Genomic DNA, 11953 nt, shown 5'->3' with positions numbered 1-11953 from the left:
CGGTGTGTGCGTCCGCGAACGGCACCGCCCGCACCCCGGTACCGCAGCCCCGGGGCGCCCCGCCCGCACCCGGCCGCCCCCGGTGCCGCCCCAGGACACGGCCGGGTGGCTTCATGTGCCCGGACGGGGACCCTCTGTCGCCATTTCCCAGCGCCGCCGCCGCCCGGAGTGGCAGTCTGCTGAAACAAACAGCGGTACAAGTCGGAGGTGCAGCCGCGTGGCGTCCCATGTCAATCCAACGGTCAGACGACGCCGGTTGGGCCAGGAGCTGCGCAGGCTCCGCGAGCTCAAAGGGATGACGGCCGAAGAAGTCGCGGACCGGCTGCTGGTCTCCCAGTCGAAGATCAGCAGGCTGGAGAACGGCCGGCGCAGTATCAGTCAGCGCGACGTCCGCGATCTGTGCGGCGTCTACGAGGTCGAGGACCACCGGATCGTCGACTCGCTGATGCAGATGGCCAAGGACTCCCGCCAGCAGGGCTGGTGGCATGCGTTCGGCGACATCCCGTACAGCGTCTACATCGGGCTGGAGACCGACGCCGCCTCGCTGCGGGTGTACGAGCCGCAGGTGATGCCCGGCCTGCTGCAGACCCGGGCGTACGCGGAGGCGGTGATCACCGGTGCGCTCCCGGAGGCGTCCCAGACGGACATCGAGAAGCGGGTGCAGGTCCGGGTCCGGCGGCAGGAGCGGATCACCTCCGAGGAGAACCCGCTGCGGCTGTGGGCGGTGCTCGACGAGTCGACGGTCCGCCGCATGGTGGGCGGCCGGCAGATCATGCGCGACCAGCTGGACCATCTCATCGAGCTGTCCCAACTGCCGCATGTGACCGTGCAGATCATGCCGTACACCATGGGGGCGCATCCGGGGGTCACCGGGCAGTACACGATCCTCGAGTTCCCGGACGCCGCCGACTCCAGCGTGGTCTACCTCGAGGGCGTGACGAGCGACCTCTACCTGGAGAAGGCGAACGACGTGCAGAGCTACAGCGTGATGTACGAGCATCTGCGCGCGCAGGCGCTGAACGTGGAGCAGACACGGCAGTTCATCACGGATGTCGCCAAGGGCTACACGCGCTGAGCCGGAGCCGCACGGGTTGAGGCAGAACTTATCCACAGGGGAGGCGCCGGTACGGTACACCCCGCAGCGGCACCAGGGAAGCATCCCAGGAATATGCCATCCGGTCGAGTGAACGACCGCTTCTGGCAGGCAGGTTGGCGAGTAGCGTCGATCACGCCATCGAGCAAGGACCGCTGGCGAACCCCACCCCCTGGCACAAACCGGAGCAGAGCAATGGCCATTCAGCAAGGCGCCACGGACATCTGGACCAAGTCCTCGTACTCCGCCGGGAACGGCGCGTGTGTCGAGGTCAAGTCCCCCGCCCCGCGCACGGTCGCCGTGCGGGACTCCAAGGACCCGGAGGGCCCCTCGCTCGCCTTCGCTCCCGAGGCGTGGACCGCGTTCGTGGCGGAGGCCGGCCGAGGCGCCTTCGACCTCGACTGACCGGCCCCGGGCGGCCCCGCCGCCCGTCGCCTCACCTGGAGCCCTCTCGACTGGTCCGCCGTCCCGGCCGAGGGGGCTCAGCCATGCCCGGGAGCCCCGGCGAAGCGGGTTCCGGCACGGCCGCGCGGCCGCGGGGCCCTTGCGCCATGCCCGCCCGGGTCGCGCACTCATGGCGCACGGCCCCTCAGCGCAGCTCGTCCACGTAGCGGTCGGTCCCGGGGACGGTCGGGACGAAGGGGGCGACCAGCTCCACCCGGCCCCGGCCGGAGGCGGCGAGGTCGCCGTCCAGGCCGGCGAAGTGCTCCCCGAAGCACGCCCGCGGGTCCTGCTCCAGGAACCACAGCAGCGTGAGCCGGGTGTCGACGCCCGCCACCTGCGCCACGTACGACATACGGTCCGTCGGCAGCGGAGTGGGGCGGAAGACGGTCACCATGGCCGCCGGGGAGCCCTGCAGGCGCTGCGGGAGATGGCGGCGGCGCAGCCACTCCAGGAGTTCCGCCCGCTGCCGCGGCCCGTCGGTGTCGATCACCTGGAGGAGCAGGCCGGCGTAGGGGTGGTCGAGGGCGTGGAAGTCGCGGGGGCCGGCCGCGCCGTCGCGGTAGACGGTGGCCTCGTGGTCCTGGAACGCGGTGAAGACATGGGTGCGGTCGTGGTGCACCCGCTCGTCCCGGTTGAGCCGCTTGTTGACGGCGACGGTCCAGGCCATGTGGTCGTCGTAGCGGCCGTCGGTGATCCAGTAGACCGAGAGGTAGCAGCCCGCGGTGACCGGCCGGGCCACGGCGGACTCGGCCGGGTAGCGCAGCAGTTGGAGCTCCCGGGTGGCGACCCAGCGGCGGCCCGCGTAGAGCCAGGGCATGGCCATGGCGCCGGCGATGAAGTGGTCGTCCTCGTACCAGCGGTTGTACGCGTACTCACGGCCGGGGTGCGGCTCGACCATGGTGATGAGGGCGTGTCCCGGGTGCACTCCGTACGGGCCGACGGAGGCCAGCTCCCCGTAGTCCGTGCTGCGCGTCTCGTTCGTGCCGCGCGCCCTGTCCGCGCTGGCCGTCTCCTCCATGCTGCGCGTCTCGTCCGCGCTGCGCGTCTCGTCGCTCGTCTTGTCCGTGCCGCGTGTCTCGTCCGTCATGGCAACCGGTTTAGCTGACATCACGTCAGATGAGGAGAGGCATCGCGCCCCGGGGCACAACGGTCCCGCTCCGGGCCCGCCGCCCACCCCGCAGAACCCACGGCCGGGCTCTGGCCTTCACCGGGGCGCCACCGTAACCTGACGAACCGTCAGCAAGATGGAGCCGATGTGCCGGAGGTCGTCATGCTGCGAGGCAGGACCGTGCTCGTGTCCGGAGTCGGCGCGGGGCTGGGGCATCAGGTGGCGTCCGCGGTACTGCGGGAGGGCGGCAACGCCGTGCTGGGCGCCAGAACCCCGGAGAAGCTCGCCGACGCCGCGGCACGCCTCGACCCCGGCGGCGGGCGGACCGCGTGGCGGGCCACCGACATCGCCGACGAGGGCGCGTGCGCGGCGCTGGCGGAACTCGCCGTGGAGCGGTTCGGGCGGATCGACGCGGTGGTCCATGTCGCCGCACTCGACACCTGCTTCGGCGGTCTGGCGGACGCCGACTTCCCCACCTGGGCCGCGGTGCTGGATGTGAACCTGCTGGGCACGCTGCGGATGACCCGGGCCTGCCTGCCCGCGCTGACGGCACGCGGCGGCTCGGTGGTCGTGATCGGCACCCAGTCCTCGGTCGTGGCCCCGTCCCAGGTCCAGCAGGCGGCGTACGCGGCCTCGAAGGGGGCGCTCGTCTCCGCGATGTACTCCCTCGCGCGGGAGCTGGGCCCGCACCGCATCCGCGTCAACACCGTGCAGCCCGGCTGGATGTGGGGCCCGCCGGTGCAGGCCTTCGTCCAGCTGACGGCACAGGCCGAGGGCGTACCCGAGGGCGAGGTCCTCGGCAGGCTGGCGGAGCGGATGGCGCTTCCGGACCTGGCGACGGACGGGGACGTGGCGGAGGCCGTCGTCTTTCTGGCCTCCGACCGCGCCCGGGCGATCACCGGGCAGTCGCTGCTGGTCAACGCCGGTGAGGTGATGCGCTGAGCGGTGGTCCGGGAGGTGCGGGCTGCGGCACGGGGCACCCTGCGGCCCGGTAACGGCTCGATGACACGAGCATGATCACGCTAGGGTGCGGGGTCCTGCTCGGCCACGGGGGCCGAGAGCCTTTCCGTGGAGCCACGTTGAGCAGCCAGCAGCGCCTGAGCGCCGTGACCCGGTCGATACCGAACCCGGTCTCCTCGGCCGCCGCACTCACCCGACCCTCCCGCCCCGGGATGATCGAGGACCCCGTCATCAGCGGACTCCACCGCGGACGCACCGCGCTGGGGCTGCTCGCCACTGCGTGGCTGCTGCTGTCGTACCCGCTGCGCGAGGGCGGCGAGGCCTTCGTGCTGGGCAAGCTGGAGGAGCTGGTGATCGGCTGCGGCGTCCTGCTGGTGGGCGGGATCGTCGGCGTCGGCTTCTTCGTCCTCGCGGCCCGGCCGCCGCTCGGCGGGCGCTACGCCGGCCGGCTGGGCGGCCCGCTGCGCGCCGTGGCCGCGCCGCTGCTGGGGGCGTTCACGGTCTGGCTGATGGCGCGGGCGGTCTCGGGTGACATCATCTCGACGGCCGACATCGGCGCGCACGACTTCTTCATGGGCCTGCTGGGCGGCTTCCTCGGCACGCTCATCAGCGGCATCGTCATCGGCCTGGCGTTCGTGGCGGGGGCCCTGGCCTGTGTGGCCGTGCTCGTCGGAGCCGCGCTCTTCACCCTGATCGCGCTCGTGACGGGGCTGAATTCCTGCTTCCGCACGGCCGAGGTGCACGAGCTGCTGCCGGCGCTGCTCTCCCCGCTGCTGGTCTGGTCGCTCTTCGTCCTCAATCTCGTCGGCGACGCCGATGTCAACGCCCCGCCCGGGGTGCTGTACACCTTCCTGCTCGGCGGGCCGCTGTCGGTGACCGCGCTGTCCGTGTGGGAGGTGCGGCGCCTGCGCGGCCGGTACGGCGTGACGCTGCGGTCGGCGCTGGGGCGTGGGCCCGCTCGGTGAGGGACGCTCCCGGGCCGCCTTCGCGAGCGCCGGAGGGCCGGGACGGGCCGCGCCCGCCGACGTCCCGGCTCCGAACAGCGGCGGGCCCCGGAGGCCGACGACGGGCACCGGAGGCCGGCATCGGGCACCGCGGGCCGCGTCGGGCACCACAGGCCGGCGACGGGCACCGCGGGCCGCGTCGGGCACCGCAGACCGGCGGCGGGCACCGGAGGCCACGTCGGGCACCGCGGACCGGTTGAGGACCATCGGGGCTGCGGCGGTCCGGACGCGGCACACGCCGGAGCGCCGGCCGTCCGGCCGCTCCCTCAGGCCCGGGGGTAGCGGGCGAGCCAGCCCGGCACGGACTCCGCCGGGCTGTGCAGCGCGGGGCCCTGAGTCATCTCCATCGCGAAGTCGTCCGCGAGTTCGAGGATGGTGGGGCGGCCCTCGATCTCGGCCAGCCACCCCGGCGGCAGCGCCGTCTCACCGTGCAGGGTGCCGAGCAGATTCCCGCAGACCGAGCCGGTGGAGTCGGAGTCCCCGCCGTGGTTGACGGAGAGCAGCAGGCCGTGCCGGACGTCCTCGGCGATCAGCGCGCAGTAGACCCCGATGGCGAGGGCCTCGTCGGCGGTCCGGCCCCCGCCGAGGGACTCGACCCGGGAGGCGGTCGGCATGCCCTGGCGCACGGCACCCAGCGCCTGCCGCAGAGCGTCCGTGGTCTCCTCGTGGCCGGGGCGGGCGGCCAGCTGGCGCAGTGCGTGCTGGACGGCGCTGTCGAGGCTGTCCCCGCGGGCGAGTCCGTGCACGACGACGGCGAAGGCACCGGCCGCGAGATAGCCGGTGGGGTGTCCGTGGGTGTGCACGGCGCACTCGATGGCGAGCTGGAAGACGAGTTCCGGTTCCCAGCCGACGAGCAGCCCGAAGGGGGCGGACCGCATCACGGCGCCGCAGCCCTTGGAGTCCGGGTTCCGGGGCTGGTCGAGGGTGCCCATCACGCCGTCGGCCAGGCCGCTCAGGCAGGCCCGGCCGGGCTCCCGGCGGGCGTACAGCCACTCCTCGCGGGCGAGCCAGCCGTCGTCCTCGCGCCGTTCGTCGGGTCCCCAGTCGCTCTGGGTGACCGCCCAGCGCCGGTGGGCCCGGAAGACGTCGGTGGGCGGGTGCCAGGCCCCGGTGTCCCGGCGGACCTGGGCCCGGATGAGCCCGTCGAGGGTGAAGAGGGTCATCTGGGTGTCGTCGGTGACGGCACCGCGCCGCCCGTGCGCGGGGACGTAGTCGGTGATGCCGTTCGGGCCGTGCTCCTTGCGGATCCCCTCGAGCGACTCGAACGCGACCGGGGCACCGAGGGCGTCTCCGATCGCGCCGCCGAGCAGGCAGCCGCGGACGCGGCTGCGGAAGTCCTGCTGCTCGGCACGGCCCCAGACAGCTGTGCCTGCTGCGCTCACTCGCGTCCCTCCCGCTCCCGTTCCGGTTCCGACGCCCCAGGACATCCCGTCGCCGCTCGCGCAGCACTGTAATGGACCGGGAATGGTCGGCTCCGAGTCGAGAACGGAATGTGAGCAGTCGCCCCTGAGGTCGGGTTTGATCGAGTACGCAACGGGGTGGACCGCGCCCGCGGCAGCGCCGGACGGGGCCCGGCCGGGGCAATCCGTGCGGGCCGATCCGTGCGGGGGAGTCCGGCATGCGGGAATCCGGTGCGCGGGAAGCCGACGCGCGGGCTCCGGCGTGCGCGGGCTCCGGCGTGCGGGGGCTCCGGCATGCGGGGCTCCCGGACGCGCCCGGCGCTGGGCCGTGGAGGTCACGGCCCGGCGCCGCCGGGAGGCACACCGGCTCAGTCGTCCGCGGGCCGCACGGTCTTCATGATCTTCTGGATCTGCGCCGGGGACAGGGCGTTCTTGATCCCCTGGTCCGCGTAGAGCACCCAGCCGTGCATGGTCCCGTCCGGGAACTTCTGGGCGATGCTGACCGCGACGGCGGACGGCGGCACGCACTTGCTGGGACGGTTGGTGACCTTGACCTTGGCGGTGGCGGTGTACCCCTCGATGCCGTTGTGCTTCCACGGCTTGGCCTGGCCGACCTCCATCTTCGGCTTGTGCTCGTCGCCGCCATAGGCGATGTAGCCCCAGTTCCCGGCCCAGTTGCGGGCGTTCTCCTGGAGGGTGCCGTCCTTGCCGCCGCCCGTGGTGCCGACCGTGGCGAGCTGTCCCTTCCCCGCCTCCCCGATGCCGTCGGGGTTGGGCTGCGAGGAGCAGCCGCCCTCGCGGTAGTTGCCCGCGCCGGTCATCACGACGATCGGCTTGCCCTTGTCGTCGTTGTAGGACAGGGCGGTGTCGTCGTCGAAAACCTGCCACTTCTCGGCCTTGCCCGGGACGTCGTAGCTGAAGTCGTGCTCCTCCCGGGTCTGCGTCTGCCAGCCCTTCACCATCGGCCCGTCCGCCGTCGGGCCCGCGTTCGGGGCTTCGGGGCCCTCCGTGCGGCCGGCGGCCGGAGCGGAGACCGGCGGGGAGGAACGGATCTTCTTGCGGGCGCCGTTGGGCTTGTCGTCGCCGCCCGAGGCGAGGGCTATCGCGCCGCCGACGGCGCAGAGCACCACCACGGCTCCGGCAGCGATCAGCACCGTCCGGTTGGTGTTGCGGTGCGGCGGCCGAGGCGCGGGCGGCGGAGTCGGCTGCCAGGCGGGCGCCGGACCGAAGCCGGCCTGCTGGGGCGGCTGCTGGTACTGGGGCGGCTGCCCGGGCTGCTGGGGCCCGGGCTGCTGGGGCTGCTGCGGTTGGTGGGGCTGCTGGGGGTGCTGTTGCCAAGACATGACGGCCACCTTATGCAGGCGGCTGTCGCCGCCCTGTCCGTGTGCGGTGACAGGGCGGCGACAGGCCCCTGCCCATATGTGCGGCCAACTGCCCCGGCCCGCCCGGTTCGACCGGGCCGGTCCCGGAGATGGCCCCCCAGGTGGTACCCGGGGGGGCCGGCACCGGAGCGTGGAGCCGATGTCGCCGACGGCCTCCCCACCTTCGGTCGGCCGTCCGTACCGCACCCTCCCGGCGGAGGTCAGATGAGGAGTTCCCCTGCCTGCCAGCCGTGGCCGATCCGGGCGCGAGGCTGGTACCCGTCGGCACCGTTGCCCTTGTACAGCCAGAGATCACCGGCACCGTCACGACCGATCAGATCCGCCTTGCCGTCACCCGAGAAATCCCCGGGAGCCGCCAGCGCGTCGTACACCTGCCAGCCATGGCCGATCTTGGCGCGAGGCCGGTACCCGCCGGCACCGTTGCCCTTGTACAGCCAGAGATCACCGGCACCGTCACGACCGATCAGATCCGCCTTGCCGTCACCCGAGAAATCCCCGGGAGCCGCCAGCGCGTCGTACACCTGCCAGCCATGGCCGATCTTCGTGGGTGTCCCGTAGCGGCCGGACGCACTGCCGGGGTACAGCAACAGGTCACCCGCGCCGTCCCGGCCGATCAGATCGGCTCTGGCGTCACCGGAGAAGTCACCGGGGGCGAGCAGGGTGTTCATCGGCTGCCAGCCCTGGCCCACCTCGACCCGGGTGGAGCCGGAGTACGAACCGGAGGCGGCGTCGGCCGGGTAGCGCCAGAGCTTCCCGTCCGGGTCGACGGCGATCAGGTCCTTGCCGTTGCGGGCGACCATCCGCATGGGGTTCCAGCCCGTACCGACCTTGCACCCTCCGGACACGGTCCCGTCCGCACTGCGCGGGTGCGTGAACAGCGCCCCGTCCGCGTCCCGCCGGACGAGCGGCCCCGGTCCGGACGCCGAGGGTCCGCAGTCGGCCCAGGTGGCCGCGGCGCGGAGCATCCGGTGGTCGGAGACCTTGGGGTCGAGGGGCAGCGCATCGCCCTTGACGCCCTTGACGTAGCGGGAGCTGAGGAAGACGTAGTCGATCTTCCGTTCGCCGAAGGTGGGCTCACCGGACCGGCAACGGCGCGTCGCCGCGGTGCAGGCGGCCGGGTCGAAGTGGTCCTTGTCGGTCTCGTCGGCCTCGACGAAGGTGCCCTGCCCGCCGTCGTTGATGCCCCGGTCGTAGAAGCTGGACAGCGCTGTCGTACGGGGACGGTTGTTGAAGTCGCCGGCGAGCACCACCGGAACACCGGAGTCCTCCCACTGCTTCGCCTGCGCGGCCAAGGCGCGCGCTTCGGCGTTGCGGTACTCCTCCTCTCCCCAGTAGAGGTGGACCGAGCAGGCCCAGTTCGCCCGGCCCTGCAGAGAACTCTTCACGCAGGGGACTTTGATGGGCTCGCTTTCGCCGCCCACCGTGAGGTCGAGCACCTTGGTGTCCGAGAGCGGCCCCTTGACGAGCACGGCCACCCCGTAGTCGCTGCCGCCGCAGATGTTCGCGTCCCCGGACAGCGTCTCGGTGAACAGCCCCTGGAAACCCTTCGGGGCTAGGCGGCCGCGAATGGCGTCGTACTGTGTCCGGCACACCTCCTGGAGGTGGATCTGGTCGGCCTTCCAGCCGGAGCCGGACGCCTCCGCGACGACGGTGTCGATCCGTCGCTGATTGTCGTACCCGGCACCGCACTTGTTGCCGCAGATGTTGTAGCTGACGAACCGCAGCGGCGGTGCGCTGCCGGACGGCACGCTGTCCGCCAGGGCGGACGGCGCCAGGGCCGCGGTTCCGGCGAACGCCAGAGCCGCCGTGCTCAGGGCGGCCCAGAGGGTCCTGATGTGTCGCACAAGAATCTCCCGGTGAGGGGTCGGAGAGGTCGATCGGGCTCCCGCGCCTACCAGTGGGTGCCGATCTGGACGCGGCTGCCGCCCTTGAAGTCCGGCCCGGAGTAACGGAACAGCTTGCCCGTGGACTTCTCCACCGCGAGCAGGTCCGGGACCTTGTCCCCGGTGATGTCACCGACACCCGTGAGGTTGATCATCGAACCCCACTTGGTACCGATCTTCACCTTCGTGGCACCGCTGAAGTCCGGGCCCGAGTAGCGGTACAGGTTGCCGGTGGACTTCTCCACCGCGACGATGTCCGCCTTCCCGTCACCGGTCAGATCGCCGGCTCCCACGACGGAGGACATCGCGTTCCAGCCCGTGCCGATCTGGACGCGGCTGCCGCCCTTGAAGTCGGGACCGGAGTAACGGAACAGCTTGCCGGTGGACTTCTCCACCGCGACGATGTCCGCCTTCCCGTCACCGGTCAGGTCACCGACCGCCGCGATATTGGTCATGGAGTCCCACTTGGTGCCGATCCTGACCTTGGTGCGGCCGTTGTAGTGGGGTCCGGAGTAGCGGTACAGGTCACCGGATTGCTTGTCGAGGGCGATGATGTCCGCCACGCCGTCACCGGTCAGATCCCCGGTGCCCACGATGTCGCTCATGGCGTTCCAGCCGTAGCCGAGTTTCACCCGGGCACCGGAGCCTCCGTAGCCGGGCCCGGCGTAGCGGTACAGATCCCCGGTCGAGACCTCGACGGCGAGCATGTCGGGCTTCCCGTCTCCGGTGAGGTCGCCGACCGGGGTGAGGTTCGCCATCTCGGACTGTGGCGTGGGCGGTTCGGCCGGATACGGATCGGCGTGATCGTTCCCGAGGCCGGCGCGGGGGCCGCAGTCGGGCCAGGCACCCTCCCCCTGGGTGGCCAGGACCTTCTCACCGATGCGTATCTGCTGTTCCTTGCTGGCATTGTGCGGGTAGGACGCGTATCGCTTGCCGCCGAAGGCATCCCAGGTGGACTTCGCGAACTGGAGCCCGCCGTAGTAGCGGTTTCCGGTGTTGATGCTCCAGTTGCCGCCGGATTCGCACTGCGCCACCTTGTCCCAGGTGCTGACGGAGGCCGCCTGCGCTGCGGGGGCGGTGAGCAGGGAGAGAGTGAGTGCGGCGAGGGGAGCGCTGAGCAGCGCCGTCAGGACCGGCTTGGTGCGCCGGTGCTGCGGATGGTGAACGGGTCTGGGCATGCGGGTTCTTCCTCCGGTCGTGCGGTGACGGACTTCGAGGGGCACTCGTGGTGAGGCCGCCGCGGACGGCCTCACCACGAGTACGGGGACGTCAGTTCCTGGCCGGGGTCACCAGTGGGTGCCGATCTGGACGCGGCTGCCGCCCTTGAAGTCGGGGCCGGAGTAGCGGAACAGCTTGCCGGTGGCCTGCTCGACCGCGAGCAGGTCCGGGACCTTGTCCCCGGTGATGTCACCGACACCCGTGATGTTGATCATCGAACCCCACTTGGTGCCGATCTGGACGCGGGATCCGCCGTTGTACTTCGGGCCGGAGTAGCGGTACAGATTCCCGTTCTCCGCGTCGACCGCGACGATGTCGGCCACACCGTCACCCGTCAGATCGCCGACGCCCACGATGGTCGACATCGCGTTCCAGCCGTTGCCGATCTTGACCCGGGAACCACCGCTGTAGTTCGGGCCGGAGTAGCGGTACAGGTTGCCGGTGGACTTCTCCACCGCGATGATGTCCGGCTTCCCGTCACCGGTCAGATCGCCGACCGCCGCGATGTCGGTCATCGAGTCCCACTTGGTGCCGATCTTGACGCGGGATCCGCCGTTGTAGTTCGGGCCGGAGTAGCGGTACAGATTCCCGTTCTCCGCGTCGACCGCGATGATGTCGGCCACGCCGTCACCCGTCAGATCGCCGACACCCACGATGTTGCTGATGGAATTCCAGCCGTTGCCGATCTTCACTCGTGCTCTGGAGCCGACGTAATCGGGGCCGGCGTAGCGGTACAGGTCACCGGTCGCGGTCTCCACCGCGATGACGTCGTTCTTTCCGTCACCCGTGAGGTCCCCGACCGCGGTGACATTGGTCATGCCCTTGTCCGGATCGGGCACCGGGGCATCGGTGACCTTGTTGTAGCGGTAGGGCTTGAACCCGTTGCTGTTGATGTAGTTGCGGCTGTACGTGGACTTCCGGGCGTTGGTGCCGGTGCGGGCCTCTTCCATGATGTTCGCCGTCGTGTGGCTGGAGTCGGTCCAGCTCGCGAAGATCACCACATGCCGGTCGATGTTGTTGAGGATGTCGCCCGGCTTCAGGTCGTCGAGGCTGCCGAGGCGCGTGGAGTAGTTGGGCAGCGTCCAGGTGGTGGCGCTCGTGGGCAGATGCCAGGCCATGGACACCATGCCGGAGCAGTCCGTGCGGTAGGTACGCCCCTGGGGATCGCGGTAGTAGCGCGACTGGCTGTAGGGAACGCCCTCGTCGACCCAGTACTGCGCCCGCTGGATCATCTCGGTCCGGGATATGGCGCCGCCCACGCTGGAGACGCTCGGCGCGGCGACCGACGCCTTCGGTGCCCGGGAGACGGGCTCCGCCTGGGAGGGCGCGGTCACCCCGAGGACGACGGCGGCGAGGGAGGCCGCGACAACCGCGGTCCGGACGGCGGGGCGTGCGGGTCTTTGGGACATGCGGAATCTCCTGTGATCGGTGGTGCAGGGATGAGAAAGCCGGGCCGGTCCG

The 11953-nt window shown here is 71.3% G+C and carries 10 protein-coding genes; 4 read left to right on the top strand and 6 right to left on the bottom strand.

Features of this window, described 5'->3' with window-relative positions; all coding sequences use genetic code 11:
* The first annotated feature begins 217 nt into the window (after positions 1 to 217).
* Complete coding sequence (locus AC3EQ1_RS27210; protein WP_432096978.1) at positions 218 to 1075, top strand: helix-turn-helix domain-containing protein; 858 nt, start codon at positions 218 to 220, stop codon at positions 1073 to 1075.
* Positions 1076 to 1288: 213 nt separating this feature from the next.
* Positions 1289 to 1498 (top strand): DUF397 domain-containing protein, encoded by a 210-nt coding sequence (locus tag AC3EQ1_RS27205; RefSeq protein WP_388853388.1) that lies wholly within the window; start codon positions 1289 to 1291, stop codon positions 1496 to 1498.
* Positions 1499 to 1682: 184 nt separating this feature from the next.
* Here AC3EQ1_RS27205 and AC3EQ1_RS27200 read toward each other — a convergent pair whose 3' ends face one another.
* Positions 1683 to 2555, bottom strand: coding sequence for a hypothetical protein (locus AC3EQ1_RS27200; protein WP_432096980.1), 873 nt, complete (start codon positions 2553 to 2555; stop codon positions 1683 to 1685).
* Between the two features lie 252 nt (positions 2556 to 2807).
* Here AC3EQ1_RS27200 and AC3EQ1_RS27195 point away from each other — a divergent pair, with 252 nt between their 5' ends.
* Positions 2808 to 3587, top strand: a complete 780-nt coding sequence (locus tag AC3EQ1_RS27195; RefSeq protein ID WP_432096979.1) for an SDR family oxidoreductase — start codon at positions 2808 to 2810, stop codon at positions 3585 to 3587.
* A 137-nt stretch (positions 3588 to 3724) separates the two neighbouring features.
* Positions 3725 to 4570 carry a hypothetical protein gene (locus AC3EQ1_RS27190; RefSeq protein WP_432096977.1) on the top strand — a complete coding sequence of 282 codons (846 nt, stop codon included), beginning with the start codon at positions 3725 to 3727 and terminating at the stop codon, positions 4568 to 4570.
* 305 nt (positions 4571 to 4875) lie between these two features.
* On the opposite strand, the gene AC3EQ1_RS27185 is transcribed toward AC3EQ1_RS27190, so the two are convergent.
* From AC3EQ1_RS27185 to AC3EQ1_RS27165, 5 genes are all read right to left on the bottom strand, one after another.
* Entirely contained in the window at positions 4876 to 6036 is a 1161-nt protein-coding gene (locus AC3EQ1_RS27185; protein WP_432096976.1) for an ADP-ribosylglycohydrolase family protein, read from the bottom strand.
* 341 nt (positions 6037 to 6377) lie between these two features.
* A complete protein-coding gene (locus AC3EQ1_RS27180) occupies positions 6378 to 7352 on the bottom strand; it encodes a DUF8017 domain-containing protein (RefSeq protein ID WP_432096975.1) in 975 nt (324 codons plus the stop codon).
* A gap of 239 nt (positions 7353 to 7591) precedes the next feature.
* On the bottom strand, positions 7592 to 9235 hold the full coding sequence (locus AC3EQ1_RS27175; protein WP_432096974.1) for an FG-GAP-like repeat-containing protein: 1644 nt from the start codon (positions 9233 to 9235) through the stop codon (positions 7592 to 7594).
* A gap of 47 nt (positions 9236 to 9282) precedes the next feature.
* Entirely contained in the window at positions 9283 to 10452 is a 1170-nt protein-coding gene (locus tag AC3EQ1_RS27170) for an FG-GAP-like repeat-containing protein (RefSeq protein WP_432096973.1), read from the bottom strand.
* A gap of 108 nt (positions 10453 to 10560) precedes the next feature.
* Entirely contained in the window at positions 10561 to 11901 is a 1341-nt protein-coding gene (locus AC3EQ1_RS27165; protein WP_432096972.1) for an FG-GAP repeat domain-containing protein, read from the bottom strand.
* Between the last annotated feature and the right edge of the window lie 52 nt (positions 11902 to 11953).

This window comes from Streptomyces sp. bgisy100 (assembly GCF_057709105.1).
This window is presented reverse-complemented; position numbering and strand designations above follow the sequence as displayed.

What these genes read in the sequence shown, in the direction of transcription:
- AC3EQ1_RS27165 (WP_432096972.1), bottom strand. Translation starts at nt 11,901, where the DNA reads ATGTCCCAAAGACCCGCACGCCCCGCCGTCCGGACCGCGGTTGTCGCG.
- AC3EQ1_RS27180 (WP_432096975.1), bottom strand. Translation starts at nt 7,352, where the DNA reads ATGTCTTGGCAACAGCACCCCCAGCAGCCCCACCAACCGCAGCAGCCC.
- AC3EQ1_RS27170 (WP_432096973.1), bottom strand. Translation starts at nt 10,452, where the DNA reads ATGCCCAGACCCGTTCACCATCCGCAGCACCGGCGCACCAAGCCGGTC.
- AC3EQ1_RS27195 (WP_432096979.1), top strand. Translation starts at nt 2,808, where the DNA reads ATGCTGCGAGGCAGGACCGTGCTCGTGTCCGGAGTCGGCGCGGGGCTG.
- AC3EQ1_RS27185 (WP_432096976.1), bottom strand. Translation starts at nt 6,036, where the DNA reads ATGTCCTGGGGCGTCGGAACCGGAACGGGAGCGGGAGGGACGCGAGTG.
- AC3EQ1_RS27200 (WP_432096980.1), bottom strand. Translation starts at nt 2,555, where the DNA reads ATGGAGGAGACGGCCAGCGCGGACAGGGCGCGCGGCACGAACGAGACG.
- AC3EQ1_RS27205 (WP_388853388.1), top strand. Translation starts at nt 1,289, where the DNA reads ATGGCCATTCAGCAAGGCGCCACGGACATCTGGACCAAGTCCTCGTAC.